This window comes from Flavobacterium sp., assembly GCF_044369455.1.
Classification (GTDB): Bacteria; Bacteroidota; Bacteroidia; order Flavobacteriales; family Flavobacteriaceae; genus Flavobacterium.
This window is the reverse complement of record NZ_JBIPLW010000007.1, coordinates 162,881-182,847: the sequence shown is the minus strand read 5'-3', so window position 1 is coordinate 182,847 and position 19,967 is coordinate 162,881. Positions and strand designations below refer to the sequence as shown.

Annotated in this window: 19 protein-coding genes; 7 read left to right on the top strand and 12 right to left on the bottom strand. The window is 35.0% G+C overall.

From position 1 onward, the window contains the following. Nucleotides 1-91 precede the first annotated feature (91 nt). Together ACIQ2L_RS08880 and ACIQ2L_RS08875 are read left to right on the top strand one after the other, a co-directional pair. Nucleotides 92-805, top strand: a complete 714-nt coding sequence (locus tag ACIQ2L_RS08880; RefSeq protein ID WP_396157905.1) for a pyridoxine 5'-phosphate synthase — start codon at nt 92-94, stop codon at nt 803-805. Then, on the top strand, nt 805-1,566 hold the full coding sequence (locus tag ACIQ2L_RS08875) for an alpha/beta fold hydrolase (protein WP_396157903.1): 762 nt from the start codon (nt 805-807) through the stop codon (nt 1,564-1,566). Before ACIQ2L_RS08880 ends, ACIQ2L_RS08875 begins: the two co-directional genes overlap by 1 nt. Before the next feature lie 50 nt (nt 1,567-1,616). Here the strand turns inward: ACIQ2L_RS08875 and ACIQ2L_RS08870 are convergent, their stop codons facing one another. Further along, nucleotides 1,617-2,558, bottom strand: coding sequence for a T9SS type A sorting domain-containing protein (locus ACIQ2L_RS08870; RefSeq protein ID WP_396157880.1), 942 nt, complete (start codon nt 2,556-2,558; stop codon nt 1,617-1,619). 99 nt (nt 2,559-2,657) lie between these two features. Between ACIQ2L_RS08870 and ACIQ2L_RS08865 the strand changes: the two genes are divergently transcribed. The 4 genes from ACIQ2L_RS08865 (at nt 2,658) to clpX (ending at nt 6,740) form a co-directional block, all read left to right on the top strand. Next, nucleotides 2,658-3,005, top strand: a complete 348-nt coding sequence (locus tag ACIQ2L_RS08865; protein WP_396157878.1) for a phage holin family protein — start codon at nt 2,658-2,660, stop codon at nt 3,003-3,005. 78 nt (nt 3,006-3,083) lie between these two features. Then, nucleotides 3,084-4,418, top strand: coding sequence for a trigger factor (tig, locus tag ACIQ2L_RS08860; protein WP_396157876.1), 1,335 nt, complete (start codon nt 3,084-3,086; stop codon nt 4,416-4,418). 321 nt (nt 4,419-4,739) lie between these two features. Then, nucleotides 4,740-5,426 (top strand): ATP-dependent Clp endopeptidase proteolytic subunit ClpP, encoded by a 687-nt coding sequence (clpP, locus tag ACIQ2L_RS08855; protein WP_396157874.1) that lies wholly within the window; start codon nt 4,740-4,742, stop codon nt 5,424-5,426. Between the two features lie 75 nt (nt 5,427-5,501). Beyond that, nucleotides 5,502-6,740: an ATP-dependent Clp protease ATP-binding subunit ClpX gene (clpX, locus tag ACIQ2L_RS08850; RefSeq protein WP_396157872.1), complete on the top strand. Its 1,239-nt coding sequence runs from the start codon at nt 5,502-5,504 to the stop codon at nt 6,738-6,740. Between the two features lie 213 nt (nt 6,741-6,953). On the opposite strand, the gene ACIQ2L_RS08845 is transcribed toward clpX, so the two are convergent. The 3 genes from ACIQ2L_RS08845 to ACIQ2L_RS08835 form a co-directional block, all read right to left on the bottom strand. Beyond that, entirely contained in the window at nt 6,954-7,121 is a 168-nt protein-coding gene (locus tag ACIQ2L_RS08845; RefSeq protein ID WP_396157870.1) for a hypothetical protein, read from the bottom strand. A 104-nt stretch (nt 7,122-7,225) separates the two neighbouring features. Beyond that, complete coding sequence (locus ACIQ2L_RS08840; protein ID WP_396157868.1) at nt 7,226-8,113, bottom strand: DMT family transporter; 888 nt, start codon at nt 8,111-8,113, stop codon at nt 7,226-7,228. Nucleotides 8,114-8,249: 136 nt separating this feature from the next. Further along, nucleotides 8,250-9,782 (bottom strand): GH3 auxin-responsive promoter family protein, encoded by a 1,533-nt coding sequence (locus ACIQ2L_RS08835; protein WP_396157866.1) that lies wholly within the window; start codon nt 9,780-9,782, stop codon nt 8,250-8,252. A 114-nt stretch (nt 9,783-9,896) separates the two neighbouring features. On the opposite strand from ACIQ2L_RS08835, the gene ACIQ2L_RS08830 reads away from it, so the two are divergent. Continuing rightward, nucleotides 9,897-10,703 (top strand): DUF2797 domain-containing protein, encoded by an 807-nt coding sequence (locus tag ACIQ2L_RS08830; RefSeq protein WP_396157864.1) that lies wholly within the window; start codon nt 9,897-9,899, stop codon nt 10,701-10,703. Here the strand turns inward: ACIQ2L_RS08830 and queG are convergent. From queG to nrfD, 8 genes are all read right to left on the bottom strand, one after another. Next, on the bottom strand, nt 10,700-11,623 hold the full coding sequence (gene queG, locus ACIQ2L_RS08825) for a tRNA epoxyqueuosine(34) reductase QueG (protein ID WP_396157901.1): 924 nt from the start codon (nt 11,621-11,623) through the stop codon (nt 10,700-10,702). The genes ACIQ2L_RS08830 and queG overlap by 4 nt on opposite strands. A gap of 51 nt (nt 11,624-11,674) precedes the next feature. Beyond that, nucleotides 11,675-12,697 carry a Holliday junction branch migration DNA helicase RuvB gene (gene ruvB / locus ACIQ2L_RS08820; RefSeq protein ID WP_396157862.1) on the bottom strand — a complete coding sequence of 341 codons (1,023 nt, stop codon included), beginning with the start codon at nt 12,695-12,697 and terminating at the stop codon, nt 11,675-11,677. A gap of 81 nt (nt 12,698-12,778) precedes the next feature. Continuing rightward, nucleotides 12,779-14,578: a cbb3-type cytochrome c oxidase subunit I gene (locus ACIQ2L_RS08815; RefSeq protein WP_396157860.1), complete on the bottom strand. Its 1,800-nt coding sequence runs from the start codon at nt 14,576-14,578 to the stop codon at nt 12,779-12,781. Between the two features lie 26 nt (nt 14,579-14,604). After that, on the bottom strand, nt 14,605-15,786 hold the full coding sequence (locus ACIQ2L_RS08810; RefSeq protein WP_396157858.1) for a cytochrome c oxidase subunit II: 1,182 nt from the start codon (nt 15,784-15,786) through the stop codon (nt 14,605-14,607). A gap of 19 nt (nt 15,787-15,805) precedes the next feature. Further along, entirely contained in the window at nt 15,806-17,311 is a 1,506-nt protein-coding gene (locus ACIQ2L_RS08805) for a quinol:cytochrome C oxidoreductase (RefSeq protein WP_396157856.1), read from the bottom strand. A gap of 27 nt (nt 17,312-17,338) precedes the next feature. Beyond that, nucleotides 17,339-17,899, bottom strand: a complete 561-nt coding sequence (locus ACIQ2L_RS08800) for a c-type cytochrome (RefSeq protein WP_396157854.1) — start codon at nt 17,897-17,899, stop codon at nt 17,339-17,341. Nucleotides 17,900-17,906: 7 nt separating this feature from the next. Next, complete coding sequence (locus ACIQ2L_RS08795; RefSeq protein ID WP_396157852.1) at nt 17,907-18,434, bottom strand: DUF3341 domain-containing protein; 528 nt, start codon at nt 18,432-18,434, stop codon at nt 17,907-17,909. Between the two features lie 8 nt (nt 18,435-18,442). Further along, entirely contained in the window at nt 18,443-19,846 is a 1,404-nt protein-coding gene (nrfD, locus tag ACIQ2L_RS08790; RefSeq protein ID WP_396157849.1) for an NrfD/PsrC family molybdoenzyme membrane anchor subunit, read from the bottom strand. Between the last annotated feature and the right edge of the window lie 121 nt (nt 19,847-19,967).

The following is a 19,967-nucleotide window of genomic DNA, read 5'->3' as shown; positions in this document are numbered from 1 at the left end:
GTTGGGATATATTAATAGCCACAGATTCACTGATTTTTTTATAATTAACAGTAAAAGATAGTCTGTAAATCTGTGGCTAAAAATTAAAATGATGACAAAACTAAGTGTAAACATTAACAAAATAGCGACTTTGCGCAATGCTCGTGGCGGAAATGTTCCCGATTTATTGCAAGTTGCGAAAGACATTCAAAGATTTGGTGCAGAAGGAATAACCATTCATCCAAGACCAGATGAAAGGCATATTCGCTACCAAGATGCGCGTGATTTGAGACCAATTGTCTACACTGAATTCAATATAGAAGGTAATCCGCAACACAATTTTATCGATTTGGTTCTCGAATGTAAACCCGAGCAAGTGACTTTGGTTCCCGATGCTATTGGCGCTATTACTTCTTCCGCTGGCTGGGACACTATTAAAAACATATCGTATTTAACCGAAGTAATTCAGGAATTTCATCGCAACGGAATCCGCACTTCTATTTTTGTTGACCCAATTTTAGAAATGATAGAAGGTGCTAAAAAAACAGGAACGGATAGAATCGAATTATACACCGAAGCCTTTGCCCATGAATACGGTTTGGGAAACAAAAACGCTGTTGAACCTTATACAAAAGCAGCTGTTTTGTGTAACGAATTGAATCTGGGAATTAATGCCGGACACGATTTAAGTTTGGAAAACATTAAATTTTTTAAAGATAATATTCCAGGATTGTTGGAAGTTTCGATAGGTCACGCCTTAATTTCAGAAGCGTTGTATCTTGGTTTGGACAATGTGGTGAATATGTATTTGCAAAAATTAAAATGATTTTACACTCCAGAATAGAAGGAAATGGCAAACCGTTAATTATTATTCACGGTTTTCTCGGAATGTCCGACAATTGGAAATCTTTCGGTTCGCTTTATACTGCCGTAGGTTTTCAAGTACACATGATTGACTTAAGAAACCACGGCAAAAGTTTCCATTCGAACGAGTTTAATTATAATGTAATGTCGAATGATATTTTAGAATATTGCCAACATCATAATCTGTCAAAAGTTACCATTATAGGGCATTCAATGGGCGGAAAAGTTGCCATGTTATTTGCAACGACATATCGCGAAAAGGTAGATAAATTAGTCGTTGCCGATATCAGTTCAAAATACTATGCGCCACATCATCAAGAAATTTTAGCTGGCTTAAATGCTGTTGATTTTTCAACAAAACCAGACAGAACAATAGTAGAAAAAATACTTTATCCGTTCATTCCAGATTTTGGCACACGCCAATTTTTGATGAAAAATTTATATTGGGCTGCGCCCGGACAATTAGCTTACCGATTTAATCTAGCTGTTTTCAATGCTAAAATTGAAACTATTGGTGAAGCGCTTCCTGAAGAAAATCATTTTGAAAAACCCACGCTTTTCATACGTGGCGGAAACTCGAAATACGTTTTAGACTCCGATTTACCGGAAATCAAAAAGCATTTTCCAAATTATCAATTAATAACAATTCCAAATGTTGGACATTGGCTTCATGCAGAAAATCCAAAGTTGTTTTTTGAGGAAACTAGCAAATTCTTAAAATAAAAAAACCCTTTTCAAATTGAAAAGGGTTTTTTAAAAACTATACTTTAGTGTTAGTTTTTAATAAATTTTTTAACTGCAATTCCAGAATCAGTAGTAATATTCATAAAATAAACACCTGCACTCAATTCATTTACATCCAATTGAACTTCTGATAGATTATTAACTTTCATTGTTTTAACCGTTCTTCCATTAATGTCATTAATAGCAACATTTGTAAAAACAATGTTATCGTTATTTGAAATGTTCACTAAACTGTTTGCTGGATTTGGATACGTACTGAATTTTTTTGCTAAAGACTCATTAACACTTAAACCTGTTGTAGTCACTTTAAAATCATCAACCATAAACATGTAAGCGTCAGGACTAACACATTGAATTCCGAAACGAACCGTTTGACCGTTATAAGGATTCAATTGAGTGCTAGAAATAACTCTTTCTTGCCAATCTGGGTATGGTGCTGTCAATGCTGTTGGACTACCTGCTAAAAAAATAAATTGAGCTGGTGTAGGATTATCTGTCCCAACAAATATTGCCACTCTATATCGTTCTAAACCATATGAACTAGACATCGATTTGGCCCAAAAACTCATTACATTTCCTGTACTTCCAAGAGTTACAGGTGGACTAATCAACCAATCATTGTTAGCAGTTACAGGTGGTGCAGGAACACCAGCCCAACAAGCAGCATACCTTAATCCTGTTCTTGGGTCAAAATTTCTAACTTCAGTACCTGACGTAGCATTGGTAACTCCAGCAGCTGTAGGATTAAAAATCATAAATGCTTGAGCATCTCCTGCGTTTTCCCATGCTGCAGCTCCATCTGGAAGACCACCAAGGTAAGTAGGAAGTAAATCAACATCAATACCGTTCCAACTTCCAAAATCATTGATAGTAAAATCAAAATAGGTTTCAAAGCTGTCTTCAAAAATAGTAGTTTGTGCATTTAAATTTATTGCACCAAAGATCATAAAATAAAGTAATAGTTTTTTCATAATTAGTTTTTTTTTAAATTTGTGGCAATTTAGAAAAAGAAAGTGATTATTCAAAATAAATCTTTAGTTTTATACCCGATACTAATTTTATACTAAAAAATGAAACTACTTATTAGGATATTTATTACAACACTTTTAGTAATGGCCATCGCTTATATGATGAAAGGCGTTGTGGTTGACGAATTCACTACAGCATTAACAGTCGCCATTGTTTTAGGATTATTAAACTTTTTTGTAAAGCCTATTTTGGTATTATTTACGTTACCAGTAACCATTTTTACGCTTGGATTATTTTTATTAGTTATAAATGCTATTATAATTATGCTGTGCGACCATTTTATATTGGGATTTAAGGTCAATTCTTTTTGGACAGCCATGCTGTTCAGCGTCATTTTGTCGCTTTCGCAATCGTTGGTATACCAAATCACAGGTGACGCTAAAAAATAGCATATAAATCGATAAAATAAACTTGGTTGGGTTGCAGAAATGTTCTAATTTTGCAACCCAATTTTAGTAGATATAAAAATGAATATTACAAGAAATAACGTAGATGCACTGAATGCTGTTGTTACTGTTGAAGTGGAAAAAAATGATTACGCCGAAAAAGTAGATAAGATATTAGCAGATTATCGTAAAAATGCGGCTATCAAAGGTTTCAGAAAAGGAACTGTTCCTATGAGTTTAATTCAAAAACAATATGGAAAGGCTATTTTATTAGAAGAAGTAAACAAATTGTTGCAAGATAATCTGAACAAATATTTAGTTGCAGAGAAATTAGACATCCTTGGAAATCCATTGCCAAAAGTAACCGAAGATTTCAATTGGGATTTAGAAGATTATAAATTCGAATTCGAATTAGGTTTAGCTCCAGAATTCAAAGTTGATTTATCTGCTAAAAACGATTTAGTGCACTACAAAATCATTGCTGACGAAAAAATGCTGAACGATCAAGTAGCGCGCATCCAAAAACAATACGGAAAACTGATTGCAAAAGATACTGTTGGCGAAGGTGACGACGTTTCTGGATTTTTTACAAATGAAGAAAAAGCAATCAATAACAGAACTACTTTGTCTTTAGATGTTTTCGCTGATAAAAAGACAGCAAATTCTTTCATCGGTAAAAAAGTTGGCGATGTGATGACTTTAAAAACAAAAGGTTTATTCGATGACGATCACAAACTAATGGATTTCTTAGCAATTGGTCATGATGATGTGCACGGTCTAGATGTTGAAGTATCTTTCACTATAGATGAAGTAACCACGCACGAACCTGCCACTTTAGACCAAGAATTATTCGATAAATTATTCGGGCCAAAAGCAGTTACGTCGGTGGCCGAATTGAAAGCGAAAATCAAAGAAGACGCCGAACAACAATTCATTCAACAATCGGATCAAAAATTCTTAAACGATGTTACCGAATCATTAATTGCAAGTACTAAATTCGATTTGCCTTCTTCATTCCTTAAAAAATGGATACAAACTGCAGGAGAAAACCCAATGACTGCAGAAGAAGCAGAAGCGGAATACACAAAATCAGAAAACGGTTTGCGTTACCAACTTATTGAAGGGAAAATAATGGCTGAAAACAATTTGCAAATCACTTTCGAAGAGCTAAAAGACTTCACCTCGAATGTTATCAAAAAACAAATGGCGCAATTCGGTCAAATGAATCCTACCGATGAAGATGTTCAAGGAATTGTTGCGCGTGTAATGTCAAACCAAGACGAAGTAAAACGTTTGTCAGAGCAAGTAATGAGCGAAAAAATGCTAAACTTGTTTAAAGACAAAGTAAAAGCCAAGGCAAAAGAAGTAAGCTACGACGAATTCATCAAAGCAATGTATGGTGAATTAAATCATTAAGATTATTTAATAATTATTATATTTGAGCGTCAAAGTAATTTGGCGCTTTTTTATTCTGAACTCGTTTCAGAATCTTTAGAAGCTAATCCCGCAGTTCGCTATATCTTTTTTGTTTTGTCATGCTGAACTTGTCGAAGCACAAAACAAAAAAGGATGCCGCTTCCATCGGGGCTAGGGTTTCCGTTTACCGACAGTATGTCACTTTTATATAACAAGGCACAAACTTTGACTTAACGAAACAATAAAAATTAATTTTTAACTCAAACCCGAGGCGCAGCCGAACTGTATGGAGCGCAGCGGAATAAATTCATAACTAATAAAATGGACTACGGAAAAGACCCAAGAGCTACGCTCGAAATGGCGAAGCAATTTAAAAAATTTGCCACCAAAAAACATGGCGTAAACAGTTTATATTACGATAAAATCGTAGGTAGCATGACGCCTTATATTATTGAAGAACGCCAAATGAATGTCTCGCAGCTAGACGTTTTCTCCCGTTTGATGATGGATAGAATCATCTTCATGGGAACCGGAGTTGATGATTATATGGCCAATATCATCCAAGCACAATTATTGTTTTTGGAAAGTGTTGATGCCTCAAAAGACATCCAAATCTATATCAATTCTCCAGGCGGAAGCGTATATGCAGGTTTAGGAATTTATGACACTATGCAATACATCAAACCAGATGTTGCAACAATTTGTACCGGAATGGCAGCATCCATGGGTGCTGTTTTATTATGTGCTGGTGCAGCCGGAAAACGTTCTGCTTTACCGCATTCAAGAGTCATGATTCATCAACCATCAGGCGGTGCTTCAGGAGTAGCAACCGATATGGAAATCAACCTAAAAGAAATGTTGAAACTAAAAGATGAGTTATACCAAATCATTTCACATCATTCGGGACAAACATTTGATAAAGTACACAAAGATTCTGAACGCGATTATTGGATGATTGCTGATGAAGCTAAAGAATACGGAATGATTGATGAAGTTTTAAGAAGATGATAAGAAGTTTGTAGTTTTTGGTTCGTGGTTTATTGTTAACCATAAACTAAAAACAATAAACCATAAACAAATAAAATGGCAAAACAAGTTTTAGAATGTTCCTTTTGTGGACGGAAAAAACCAGAAACGAATCTTTTGATTGCTGGAGTGAATGCGCATGTTTGTGACCGATGTATCGAGCAGGCGCATGGAATTGTAATAGAAGAACTAAAATCAGGAGGAGCAGCAATTTTGAAATCAAACTCCGATTTGATTTTGAAAAAGCCTAAAGAAATTCGTGCTTTCCTTGATGAGTACGTTATTGGTCAGGACCAAACCAAAAAAGTAATGTCGGTTGCCGTGTATAATCACTACAAAAGATTGATGCAATTGCAACACGAAGAAGATGTTGAAATCGAAAAAAGCAATATCATCATGGTCGGTCAAACCGGAACTGGAAAAACATTGGTTGCCAAAACTATTGCGCGTATGCTTGAAGTGCCTTTAGCTATTGTTGATGCCACAGTATTAACAGAAGCAGGGTATGTTGGTGAAGATGTAGAAAGTATTTTAACCCGATTACTACAAGCCGCCGATTATGATTTGGCGAAAGCCGAAAGAGGCATCGTCTTCATTGATGAAATTGATAAGATTGCTCGTAAAAGCGACAATCCATCCATAACTCGTGATGTTTCTGGAGAAGGTGTGCAGCAAGCTTTGCTGAAACTATTAGAGGGAACTGTTGTAAATGTGCCACCAAAAGGTGGAAGAAAACATCCGGACCAAAAGTTCATTGAAGTCAATACCAAAGACATTCTGTTTATAGCTGGTGGCGCTTTTGATGGCATTGAAAGAATAATATCAAAACGTTTAAACCGTCAAGCCATTGGGTATTCTACTTCTCAAAACGCGGCCGGAATCGATAAAAACAATTTACTACAATATGTAATTCCAAAAGACATCAAAGATTTCGGATTGATTCCGGAGATCATTGGTCGACTTCCCGTGCTAACCCACATGGATCCTTTAGATAAAGAAACGCTTCGTGCCATTTTAACGCAACCTAAAAATGCGTTAATCAAGCAATACGAAAAGTTATTTGGAATGGATGATGTGAAATTCACAATTTCAAACGAAGCATTAAATTATATTGTAGACAAAGCGTTGGAGTATAAATTGGGAGCGAGAGGTTTGCGTTCACTTTGCGAAGCCATTTTAACCGATGCGATGTATGATTTGCCAAGTTCAGACGAAAAAGATTTACACGTCGATTTAAAATATACGCAAGATGCATTGAGCAAAAACTTATTGAAACGATTGGAAATAGCTTCATAAAAAATTTCAAGCTCAAATTAAATATGAAAAAAGCTCAAAAACAGTTGTTTTGAGCTTTGGTTTTTGTTTAACTTTATATTTTCATAACAAATTTTCAATGATAATTTCCACGCGATAGGAATCGCGAGGCAGCGGGGATTTTTTTAACGGCTTCTAAACTACTGCCGCTATTAAGCATCGCACATTGTCTCTAACATTAATGGTTGTCTTATCTTATTCTACCTTAATGTACTGCTTTTTACTACCATAAATGGTAACTTCTTTAAGTTCGTTTGTTTTTTCATTTTTAACCGTGTCTTGAACGGTTTGATTGTTTGGTTTTTCTTGGGCATAAAAAGTGGTTGCCACAAGAAACATTCCTGAAAGTATGATTGATTTCATTTTTGATTGATTTTAATTTTCTCCGCTTCGCTCCAAACAATTCGGCTCCGCCTCGGGTGCTGATTGTGCATAAGACTATATCAAAATCAGTTGTTACAAATTTGTTAAATTTTATTTTGTTTTTTATAGTTTACAACCACTACGCCGCTAATTATAACTATAGTAGCAACAATGATTCGACTCGTAATTATTTCATCTAGAATTAACCAACCTAAAAATAATGCCACAACTAAATTTATATATGATAAGACTACGACTTTAGTAGAAGGTAATTGCGTAATCAAATAACTAAAAGCTACGTAACCTACTACCGAACCAAATAACGCTAGATAAATCATAGCCAAAATGCTCCTGGTACTCCAGGTATCAGTTGAAATTGAAGGCGAAAAATAAAATTGAATAGCGGTCAAAACTACACCCGCAATGAGCATTTGAACACAAACATTCATTAACATAGTCAAGGAATTTTCGCTTCCTTTTTTCGTTAATATGGTGCCGATTGCCCAAGCTAAAATTGCCATAAGCAGCGCAAAAACTCCCTGTCTGTACTCTGGTATTAACAAATCGTTTAAACTACTTTGATAAATAAGGAAGATTCCAAACATGCCCAAAAGAATTCCGAGTACTGTTTTGACAGATAATTTTTCGTATCCCAAAATTAAATTCAAAATCAAAACACAAAAAGGCGTAAATGTTGAAATTAAGGATGCTAATCCGCTGGTGATATATTTTTCGGCATAAGTTGTTAAACCATTGGCCAAAACAATCATTAATATGGATAAAATAAAAGCGTGTAAAAATTGTCTTGGACTTACTTTTTCTAATTTTTTTTGAGAAAACAAATAGAAAAAAATTATTGAACCTGCTATTAAATTCCGAATTCCCGCCAAAATAAAAGGAGGAATCGTTTCAACTCCAATTCGGATTCCCAAAAAAGTTGTTCCCCAAAAAAACGCAACACAGAATAACGCGAGGTATAATTTTGTTTTCAAGAGATGGATTTGTTTACAATCATCTTTTCTTTCGGAATCTCAACCAGACAACGTCTTCCTGGTCCGCATTTCATTCGGTGTGGACCGCAGGAGGCTAAAACGGCGATTAAGAATAAAAACGACAGGGCTTTTTTCATTACTTTTCTGATTTTACTTGCAGCTGCATACTTTTCAATTGTTCCAAATAATCTCTTTCGTTAGAAAGCCTCGGAATTTTGTGTTGCCCGCCCAGTTTATTATTCTCTTTCAACCAATCATAAAATAGATTTTCTCTTGCCACGTTAACTTTCAACGGATTCAGGGTCATATTATTATAACGTTTGGCTTCATAATCAGAATTTAATGACTGTAAATTTTCATCCAATGTTTTATGAAACAAGTTAATGTCTTCTGGATTTTTTTTAAACTCTATCATCCATTCATGGGCACCTTTTTCTTTGTCTTTCATAAAAATAGGAGCAACAGTATAATCTTTTACTTCGCATTGAAGTGTTGTGCACGTTTTTGCTAAAGCCATATCGGTATTTTCGACCATCAATTCTTCACCAAAAACATTAATGTGGTGTTTTGTTCTTCCCGTAACTCTAATTCTGTAAGGACTTAAAGAGGTAAACCGAATGGTATCACCAATCATATAACGCCAAAGACCCGCATTTGTTGTAATTACAACGGCATAATTCTTAAACAATTCAACATCAGCTAAGCGAATTACTTTTTGGTTTTCTGTTCCAAACGTATCCATCGGAATAAATTCATAAAAAATCCCGTAATCCAACATTAATAATAAATCATTAGAATAATTTAAATCTTGTATCGCAAAAAACCCTTCCGATGCATTATAAATCTCATAATATTTGAAATTATCTTGCGGCAAAATCTTTTTATACTGCTCTCTATAAGGTTCAAAACTTACGCCTCCATGAAAATAGACTTCCAGATTTGGCCACAATTCAAAAAGATTGTCTTTCCCAGTTTCAGTCATTATTTTATTCAGCAAGACTAACATCCATGAAGGAACTCCTGCAAAACTGGTTACATTTTCTACTTTCGTTTCATTAATAATAGCGGAAAGTTTTGCTTCCCATTCGCTCATTAATGAAATTTTATTGCTTGGTGTACTACTAAATTCTGCCCAAATGGGCATGTTCTCTATTAGTATAGCTGATAGATCTCCAAAATAGGTATTGTTGTTTTCATAAATTTGTGAACTTCCGCCAAGACGTAGACTTTTACCCAAAAACATTTCTGAATTTTCATTGTTGTTCAAATACATGCACAACAAATCTTTACTTCCTTTATAGTGGCAATCTTCTAGCGCTTCGTTGCTTACCGGAATAAATTTGCTTTTGGCATTAGTCGTTCCACTCGATTTGGCAAACCATTTTATGGGTGTATTCCAAAAGACATTTTGTGCTCCTTTTCGCGTAAGTTCAATCATTGGCTCCAAATCTTCATAAGTAGAAACAGGAACTCTTTCTGCAAAAGTTTGATACGATTTAATACTTCCAAAATCATATTTTTGGCCTACAACCGTTTCTTCAGAGGAACGAATTAGATTCATCATTAACTCTTCTTGAACTTCATGCGGATACTTCAGAAACAGCTCAATTTGATGAATCCGCTGTTTCAAAACCCAAGAAGCAATAGAATTTATTAATGGTATTGGCATGTTTCGAATTTAGGAATTGCTCCCGAAGTTTCGGGATACGATTTAGGATTTGTAACTTTACGCTAAAATAGGAATTAATTCCTTAATCCTTATTCCTTAATCCTAAATAAAAAGATGACATACGAAGGTGTATTAACCAAAATGCAAACCGAATTCTCGAATCCCATTCAATATTATTTGGTTTTTGAGAATAGTTTTTTGAGTTTAAATCAATTGCTTGGCAAGCCGATGGAAATCAGTTTTGTGGGTTATCAATGTTTACATTGCGGTAAAAAGAAAAAGATTTTTCGTCAGGGATTTTGTTATGATTGCTTCATGAGTTCGGCAGCTGCGGGCGATTGGATTATGAAACCTGAGTTAAGTACCGCACATTTAGAAATTGAAGATCGTGATTTGGAGTATGAAAAAAGAGTGCAATTGCAACCTCATATCGTTTATTTGGCTTTATCTAGTGATGTAAAAGTTGGGGTAACCAGAGGAACACAAGTGCCAACCCGTTGGATAGATCAAGGTGCCATTCAGGCCATTCCAATTGTAGAAGTTCCCAATCGGTATTTAGCTGGGATAACCGAAGTAGCACTAAAAAATCATTATGCGGATAAAACCAATTGGCAAAAAATGCTCAAAATGAATCCCGAAACTTCGGGGCCAATGGTAGATTTGATTAAAGAAAAAGCCAGTTTAAAATATCTTATTCCCAAAGAAGTTCAGGATTATTATGATTTGAATGCAAATGATTTATATGAAATGCATTTTCCCATTTTGAGTTATCCAAGTAAGGTGAACAGCTTGAATTTAGATAAATCACCTAATTTTTCAGGAAAACTAAGCGGCATAAAGGGTCAGTATTTATTATTTGAAGACGGAACGGTATTTAATGTGCGCACTTTTGAAGGTTATGTAGTGAGGATAACTATTTAACTTTTTAAGAATTTAATATTTCGGGTCAATCCTTCCAACTTTGTTCGCTTTACGGCTGAGTTTTTAAAGACTTTTTTAAAAGTGTCTTCCGTGATTTCTTCCCAGTCTTTTTTGGTAAAAGATAAAACTTCCGAATTTGGATTAAAAAGTGGTTCATTATGTGATTTTGAAAAACGATTCCACGGACACACATCTTGGCAGACATCACAACCAAACATCCAATCGTCCATTTTGTTCTTCATTTCTAGTGGAATGTTTTCTTTGAGCTCTATTGTGAAATAGGAAATGCATTTACTTCCGTCAACAACATAAGGTGACACAATCGCTTCTGTCGGACACGCATCAATACATGCTGTGCAGGTTCCACAATGATCGGTTGTGGCATGGTCGTATTCCAAATCTAAATCGATTATCAATTCGGCTATAAAATAAAATGACCCTATTTGCTGCGTTAATAAATTGCTATTCTTACCTATCCATCCCAAACCACTTTTGGCTGCCCACGCTTTGTCTAAAACGGGCGCTGAATCGACAAACGCTCTTCCGGATACTTCCCCAATTTCTGTTTGGATAGTAAAGAGTAACTCTTTTAGTTTCTCTTTGATGACAAAATGATAATCTTGTCCGTAAGCGTATTTTGAAATCTTATAACTTTCTAGATTTTGAACTTCTGAAGGATAATAATTCAGCAGTAATGAAATCACGCTTTTGGCGTCATCAACCAACAAAGTCGGATTTAACCGTTTGTCAAAATGGTTTTCCATATACTTCATTTCGCCGTGATGATTTTGATTTAACCAAGATTCCAAACGTGGCGCTTCTTCTTCTAAAAAACCCGCTTTGGAGATTCCGCATGAGAGAAACCCGAGGCGTTTGGCTTCGGATTTGATGAGTTGGGTGTATTTTGATTTTGGATTGATGACAAAAATAGTTTATGAGATTCCTCATTCTTCGGAATGACAAAATTGGGATTAAAACAAGCCTCCTTGAATATTAGTTTTAATTTTACCCAAATGTTTATAGGCTTTCTCGGTAGCTTCTCTTCCTCTCGGCGTTCTCATAATAAATCCTTCTTGAATTAAAAAAGGTTCATATACTTCTTCGATGGTTTCACCACTTTCGGAAACGGCTGTCGCCAAGGTTGACAATCCGACTGGTCCGCCTTTAAATTTATCGATAATAGTATTTAAAATCTTATTATCCATTTCGTCCAATCCATGTGCATCAACGTGCAATGCTTTCAAAGCATATTTTGCAATTTCAATATCTATTTTTCCGTTGCCTTTTATTTGAGCAAAATCACGAACGCGGCGTAACAAGGCATTAGCAATACGAGGCGTTCCTCTACTTCTTCCCGCAATTTCAATGGCAGCTTCCATAGAGATTGGCATTTTCAAAATGGTAGCACTTCTTTGTACTATGGTCGTTAAAAGTTCGGTGTTATAATATTGCAATCTACTTTGTATTCCGAAACGGGCACGCATTGGTGCTGTTAATAATCCAGAACGTGTTGTAGCTCCAACTAGAGTAAACGGATTTAAATTGATTTGAACCGTTCGAGCATTGGGTCCCGATTCAATCATAATATCAATTTTAAAGTCTTCCATTGCTGAATACAAATATTCTTCTACAATAGGGCTTAAACGATGAATCTCATCAATAAACAATACATCTCTTTCTTCAAGATTGGTTAGTAATCCGGCCAAATCTCCGGGTTTATCAAGGACTGGTCCCGAAGTAATCTTAATTCCAACATTTAATTCGTTGGCTAAAATATTCGCTAAAGTGGTTTTTCCTAATCCCGGTGGGCCATGAAACAACGTATGGTCTAAAGCTTCTGCTCTTTGATTGGCAGCTTCAACAAAAACTTTTAAGTTATCCAACACTTGATCTTGACCTGTAAAATCATCAAATGTTAAGGGTCTCAACTTTTTTTCTAGGTCGAGTTCTTCAGGATTAAAATTAGAATTGGTTGGATTGAGATTTTCATTCATATCACAAATATATAACAAAGTTGTATGCAAATAAAAATGCCTTTCTAAACGAAAGGCATTTACTTTAATTAATCTATTAGATTAGTGGTGTAATTGTTCTTCACCGGGTTTCATAGGAACATTTTGAGGAACAAAATCATCATCATGTCCTGGTTTACTATAATCATAAGGCCATCTGTATACGTGCGGAATCTCTCCTGGCCAATTCCCGTGGAAATGCTCTATTGGCGCTGTCCATTCTAAGGTATTCGATTTCCATGGATTTTGAACGGTACGCTTACCGTAGAAAATACTACTAAAGAAATTATATAAGAAAACTAATTGGAATGCGCCTCCAACAAGAGCAAAAACAGTAATTATTACGTTTACATTTTGCAAATCGTCAAATAATGGGAAATTAGTATTGGTATAGTATCTTCTTGGTAAACCAGCCATACCGATAAAGTGCATTGGGAAGAAAACACCATAAGCACTAACGGCCGTTACCCAAAAGTGAATGTACCCTAAATTTTTATTCATCATTCTACCAAACATTTTTGGGAACCAATGATAAATTCCAGCAAACATTCCGTAAAGAGCAGAAATACCCATTACCAAGTGGAAGTGCGCTACAACAAAATAAGTGTCGTGAACGTTGATATCTAAAGTACTATCTCCTAAAATAATTCCGGTTAATCCACCAGTTATGAAAGTAGATACTAATCCAATAGAAAATAACATCGCAGGATTTAACTGTAAATTACCTTTCCATAGCGTTGTAATATAATTAAAGGCTTTTACTGCTGAAGGAATTGCAATTAATAAAGTCGTAAATGTAAACACAGACCCTAAGAATGGATTCATACCTGATATAAACATGTGGTGACCCCAAACAATTGTGGATAAAAACGCAATGGCAATTAAAGACATAATCATCGCTCGGTAACCAAAAATTGGTTTACGAGAATTAGTAGCAATAACTTCAGAAGTTATTCCAAGAGCAGGTAATAAAATGATATATACTTCTGGGTGACCTAAGAACCAAAATAAGTGCTCAAACAATACTGGCGATCCACCTTGATAATGCAATACTTCTCCCGCAATATAAATGTCCGATAAGAAGAAAGATGTACCAAAACTTCTATCCATAATTAGCATTAAAGCTGCTGAAAGCAATACTGGAAAAGAAATCACACCAATTACTGCAGTAATAAAGAAAGCCCAAATTGTTAATGGTAATCTTGTAAAAGACATTCCTTTCGTTCTCAAATTGATAACGGTAACAATATAATTTAACGAACCTAATAACGAGGCTGCGATAAATATTGCCATAGAAACTAACCATAAGGTCATACCTGTTCCTGAACCGGAAATAGCCTGAGGTAAAGCGCTTAAAGGAGGATAAATCGTCCATCCAGCAGAAGCAGGTCCAGATTCCACAAAAAGTGAAGAAACCATTATAACACTCGAAAGAAAAAACAACCAATAAGAAATCATATTCAATAATCCTGAAGCCATATCCCTTGCACCACATTGAAGAGGAATTAAAAGATTACTAAAGGTTCCACTCAAAGCCGCTGTTAACACAAAGAAAACCATTATGGTTCCGTGAATCGTAATCAACGAAAGGTAGGCCTCGTTTGTCATAACGCCACCTGGAGCCATTTTTTCTCCTAAGAAAAAGCTAAATACTTTAAATGATTCTTCAGGCCATGCTAACTGCATTCTAAAGAGCAAAGACATTCCAACACCTATAACTCCCATAATAATACCCGTTAATAAGTATTGTTTGGCAATCATTTTGTGGTCAATACTAAAAATATATTTAGTGATGAACGTGTCTTTATGGTGGTGTTCGTGTTCGTCGTGACCGTGATCGTGATTGTGAGCTTCTGCTGACATATTAGATTAACTTTAAATTTTTATTACTATTTCATTATTACTTGAGCAACAACAGTGGTGTCTTTGCTTTTCGTAGAACTTGAGTCTATAGATTGTGATGGGTTTTCTGCCGCTTTTGCTTCAGATGCTGCATTTTTTACTGCTTGAACAATCGTTTTAGGGGCATTTTCTTTTAACCAAGCTTTATATTCTTCTGGTGTATCTACTACAATTTTCATTTGCATGTTATAATGAGATGCTCCACAAATTTTATTACATAACAATAAAAAATCAAATGTATAAGGGTCAAGTGCTGCTTCCCCTTTTGCAACCACGTCAATACTTTTCTTAGCTCTGATTTCGTTAATATTTGCCACTTTTTCAACCATAGCTGGCTTTTCTCTCATTTCTGCTGTAGTTACAGAAGGAATAAATGAAAACTGAGTTACCATTCCAGGCACACAGTTCATTTGAGCTCTAAAGTGAGGCATATAAGCTGAATGCAATACATCTTGAGAACGCATTTTGAAAATAATTCTCTTTCCTTTTGGTATGTGTAATTCGGTTGAATTGAAATCGTCCTGCGCATTTGGATCTGATAGATCTATACCTAAGTTATTAACGCCTTCAATATACCTAACATTTGCTTTTCCTAAAACGCCATCCGCTCCAGAATAACGTGCTTCCCATTTAAATTGTTGTGCATACAACTCAATTACAATGGCATCTTTTTCATCTTTTTCATCAACAAACATAATATTGGTCCAGGCATACAATCCGTATAGAATTAATACCGCCAAAACAACAGCTGGGATGACACTCCATATAAATTCTAATTTATTACTATCTGCAAAATAAAGGGCTTTTTGTCCTTGTCTCCCTCTGTATTTAAAAGCAAAATAATGTAATAACGCTTGAGTAATTGTTTGTACTATAAAGATTAGCATCATGGTAATCCACATCAGATTATCAAGTTCTGGTCCGTGTACAGAAGCTGCATCACTCATCAAAGGAAATTTGCCATAATTTACAAGACAATAAATAGTAGTTAAATAAATGAACCCAAGAAAGGCAAACATCATATAACCATTCCATTTATTATCATTATCAGTTGCTACAGGACTATTGTCAACTGCTACTCCAACTTGAGTTAAGTCGAATATTTTAGTTAACTGCCACAAGGCAACTGCCAATAAAACTACAACTATAAGTACCAAAAGAGTTGTCATTTGTAATTTACTTTAAATATTAATAATGAAAATGTTTACTTTCTTCGATGAAAGGATTTCGTTTTGGCAGCAACGGTACTTTTGTTAAGGCACTGAATACTACAAAAATAAATAAACCAAAGAAGAATGCTAATGATGAAATTTCAGGTATTCCAATAAACCATCTGTCCCCAACTGTGGCAGGCATAATCATATTGAAGAAATCAACATAGTGTCCTAACAAAATAACCGTTCCACCCATTACGATAATCCAAGCAATTCGTTTGAAATCGGTATTGATTAATAGTAAAATCGGGAATACAAAGTTCATTGCTACAGCGCCCCAGAACGTAATACCATAATCATTAATTCGAGTAACGAAATATGTTACTTCTTCAGGAATATTAGCATACCATATCAACATGAATTGTGAAAACCATAAATAGGTCCAGAAAACACTGATACCAAACATGAATTTTGATAAATCATGAATATGACTTGAGTTAACGTTTTCTAAATATCCTTTAGATTTTAAATATAAGGTAACCATTTGAATCGTCGTAATTCCACTTACAAAGAAGCTAGCAAAAACATACCATCCGAAAAGTGTACTAAACCAATGCGGGTCAACTGACATAATCCAATCCCAAGACATAATAGATTCAGATACGATAAAGAAAACTAAAAACGCCGCTGACATTTTAAAGTTCTTTTTGTAAAAGCTATTGTCCGTAGATTCGTCTTGTGCCAAACAGTTTCTTCTTGAATAATAGCGATATAAATTCCAAACTGTTAAGAACAATAGCGCTCTAATTATCCAGAAAGGAAAGTTTAAATAACCTGATTTACCAGCGATAATAGCATCGTAATTTTCATGTCCTACTTTTGTTACACCTTCATTCATCCATACAAATAAATGATTCATATGAAATCCAGATGCTAATAAAAGAATAAAGAAAATTATAGAACCTGGTAATAAATACGCTGTTATACCTTGCATTACTCTAAATAAAACAGGAGACCAACCTGCTTGTGCCACTTGTTGAATAGCATAAAAAGCTAAAGCTCCAAGAGAAATTAACATAAAGAATATACAAGCAACATAAAGTGCCGCCCATGGTTTATTTTGCAATTGATGAAAAACGTGTTCTGCATGTTCCTTATGTTCAACATGCTTGAGTGCATCTTCATATTTAACCCCTATTTTATTATTTGCTTCTACTTCGTGATTAGAAGAAACAGCTTTAGTTAGCGTGTCATGTACAGCTGATGAAACAGCTTCGATTTTAATTGAAGAGGAATCAACTGATGAGTGAATGTCTTCTGAATGTTTTGCAGTTTCTTCATGAGATTCTGCTTTAACATCGTGATGCTCCGCTGTTGCTTCGTGTCCACCTTCATGATGAGCCGCTTCTTCTTCTTTTAGAATCTTCTCAACATCTTGAATCGTTTTTGGTGCGGTTAAAAAACCATAACCAATACCAAGAATGCCCACTAACATTAGGACAAAAGAAAAGGTTCTTAATTTACTTGAAAATGTATACATATCTATAATAATCAGATTGTTCTATAATTACAATTTACTTTTTAATTCCATTACATATGCAGAAACCATCCAACGCTCATTTTGAGTCATCTGATTTGAATATGCCCCCATTGAATTTAATCCATATGCCTGAACATGGAATACACTTCCTACTGATATTTGTCTGTCGGCATAACTTGGAACACCCAATATTTTTTCTTGAGTCACCAATTTACCTTTACCGTTTCCAGCAGTTCCGTGACAAATAGCACAATATATAACAAAAAGTTCTTCTGCTTTTTTCATATCAACTTGAGTAGAATCAAGCGGTGAATTTACTATGGATTTAGAGAAATTATATCCTTCCGTTGTATTTGGTATGTCATAAGGAACAAAACCCCTTTTTATTGAACCTGTTGGAGGAATTTGTCCTTCTTTTCCTTTTAAACCTGCTGGTGAATTGAAAGCATCCGATTCTGAATAGGTTTCATAAGCTACCGATTCGTACATGTTGGGCATATATTGGTAGTTAGGTTTCAAATCATCTTTACAAGACGAAAAGGAAACAACGATACCTAATACAAATGCTATTTTAAGTAAACTTTTCATATCTATATTAATGCTTATCTATTACTTTAACTTCTACTGCACCCGTTTCTTGCAAAAATTTTACCAATTCTGCTTCATTATCTTTAACGGAAACTTCCATTAAAAAGTGGTCGTCTGTAGTTCTAACATCTGGATTTTCAGCTTGTTTGAATGGCCATAATCTACTTCTCATATAAAAAGTAATTACCATTAAGTGGGCTGCAAAAAATACGGTCATTTCAAACATTACTGGAACGAAAGCTGGCATATTTTGATAGTAAGCAAAACTTGGTTTTCCTCCAATATCCTGAGGCCAGTCAGTAATCATGATATAATTCATCATTGTTGTGGCCACCGATAATCCAATGCATCCATATATAAAGGCACAGATAGCTAATCGAGTTGGATCCAATCCCATTGCTTTATCCAATCCGTGAACAGGAAAAGGAGTAAAAACTTCTTCAATATGGTGATGTGCTTTTCTGGTCTGCTTTACAGCATCCATTAAGATATCATCATCATTGTATATAGCGTGTATAACTTTATTACTACTCATAACAAATACTAATGTTTTTCAGAATGATTATGTTTTTCTCTTTCTCTTTTATAATTTTCTCCCGATGATTTCAAGATTGTTTTAACCTCTGCCTGAGCAATTACTGGGAATGTTCTAGCATATAATAAAAACAAAACGAAGAAGAATCCAATAGTTCCAATGAATATTCCGATATCAACAAAGGTTGGTTGGAACATCGTCCAAGATGAGGGTAGATAATCTCTATGTAAAGAGGTAACGATGATTACAAAACGCTCAAACCACATTCCAATATTTACCACTATCGAAATTATAAATGAAAACATAATACTCGTTCTCAATTTTTTAAACCACATAAATTGCGGAGAGAATACGTTACAGGTCATCATCGACCAATATGCCCACCAATAAGGACCTGTTGCTCTATTTAAGAATGCGTATTGTTCATATTCAACTCCAGAATACCATGCTACAAATAACTCAGTAATATAAGCAACTCCAACAATTGAACCTGTAATCATGATTACAATGTTCATTAATTCTATATGTTGAATGGTGATATAATCTTCAAGGTTAGATACTTTTCTCATAATGATAAGCAGGGTATTTACCATTGCAAATCCGGAGAATACAGCTCCAGCAACGAAATAAGGAGGGAAAATGGTAGTATGCCAACCTGGAACGATAGAAGTAGCAAAGTCAAAAGATACGATTGTGTGTACTGAAAGTACTAATGGTGTCGCCAAACCTGCCAATACCAAAGATACTTCTTCAAAACGTTGCCAATCTTTTGCCCTTCCGCTCCATCCAAAACTCAAAATAGAATATATTTTTTTGGTAAAAGGAGTAACTGCTCTGTCTCTAAGCATTGCAAAATCGGGTAATAAACCTGTCCACCAGAAAACTAATGAAACTGAAAGATAGGTAGAGATTGCAAATACGTCCCAAAGTAATGGTGAGTTAAAATTAACCCAAAGCGATCCAAACTGATTTGGAATAGGCACTACCCAATAAGCCAACCATGGACGACCCATGTGAATAATTGGAAACAAGCCTGCTTGTATTACAGAGAATATTGTCATTGCTTCTGCAGAACGGTTAATGGCCATTCTCCATCGTTGACGGAATAACAATAAAACCGCAGAGATAAGTGTCCCAGCGTGACCAATACCTACCCACCAAACGAAGTTAGTGATATCCCAAGCCCAACCAACTGTTTTATTTAAACCCCAGGTTCCAATACCTGTTGAAATAGTATAAACGATACAGGTAATTCCCCAAAGGAACGCTATTAATGCGATAGAAAATACAGTCCACCACTGTTTATTGGCTCTTCCTTCTACAGGAGCAGCAACATCTACTGTTACATCGTGATATGATTTATCACCTATAACTAAGGGTTTTCTAATGGGTGCTTCGTAATGAGACGACATATTTTAATTTTAGATTTATGATTTTAGATTTACGATTTTAGAAAAAAAGCAAATTCAATCAATATTTTACTTTTAATTATTTTTTTAGGTTTTATAATTTCTGACTTCCGTCTTCCATCTT

Bases quoted from the DNA above. Each gene is read 5' to 3' on its own strand.
- clpP (WP_396157874.1), top strand. From the start codon at position 4,740: ATGGACTACGGAAAAGACCCAAGAGCTACGCTCGAAATGGCGAAGCAA.
- tig (WP_396157876.1), top strand. From the start codon at position 3,084: ATGAATATTACAAGAAATAACGTAGATGCACTGAATGCTGTTGTTACT.
- clpX (WP_396157872.1), top strand. From the start codon at position 5,502: ATGGCAAAACAAGTTTTAGAATGTTCCTTTTGTGGACGGAAAAAACCA.
- ACIQ2L_RS08815 (WP_396157860.1), bottom strand. From the start codon at position 14,578: ATGTCAGCAGAAGCTCACAATCACGATCACGGTCACGACGAACACGAA.
- ACIQ2L_RS08805 (WP_396157856.1), bottom strand. From the start codon at position 17,311: ATGTATACATTTTCAAGTAAATTAAGAACCTTTTCTTTTGTCCTAATG.
- ACIQ2L_RS08835 (WP_396157866.1), bottom strand. From the start codon at position 9,782: ATGCCAATACCATTAATAAATTCTATTGCTTCTTGGGTTTTGAAACAG.
- ruvB (WP_396157862.1), bottom strand. From the start codon at position 12,697: ATGAATGAAAATCTCAATCCAACCAATTCTAATTTTAATCCTGAAGAA.
- nrfD (WP_396157849.1), bottom strand. From the start codon at position 19,846: ATGTCGTCTCATTACGAAGCACCCATTAGAAAACCCTTAGTTATAGGT.
- ACIQ2L_RS08845 (WP_396157870.1), bottom strand. From the start codon at position 7,121: ATGAAATCAATCATACTTTCAGGAATGTTTCTTGTGGCAACCACTTTT.
- ACIQ2L_RS08800 (WP_396157854.1), bottom strand. From the start codon at position 17,899: ATGAAAAGTTTACTTAAAATAGCATTTGTATTAGGTATCGTTGTTTCC.
- ACIQ2L_RS08830 (WP_396157864.1), top strand. From the start codon at position 9,897: ATGACATACGAAGGTGTATTAACCAAAATGCAAACCGAATTCTCGAAT.
- ACIQ2L_RS08810 (WP_396157858.1), bottom strand. From the start codon at position 15,786: ATGACAACTCTTTTGGTACTTATAGTTGTAGTTTTATTGGCAGTTGCC.
- ACIQ2L_RS08870 (WP_396157880.1), bottom strand. From the start codon at position 2,558: ATGAAAAAACTATTACTTTATTTTATGATCTTTGGTGCAATAAATTTA.
- ACIQ2L_RS08865 (WP_396157878.1), top strand. From the start codon at position 2,658: ATGAAACTACTTATTAGGATATTTATTACAACACTTTTAGTAATGGCC.
- ACIQ2L_RS08880 (WP_396157905.1), top strand. From the start codon at position 92: ATGACAAAACTAAGTGTAAACATTAACAAAATAGCGACTTTGCGCAAT.
- ACIQ2L_RS08795 (WP_396157852.1), bottom strand. From the start codon at position 18,434: ATGAGTAGTAATAAAGTTATACACGCTATATACAATGATGATGATATC.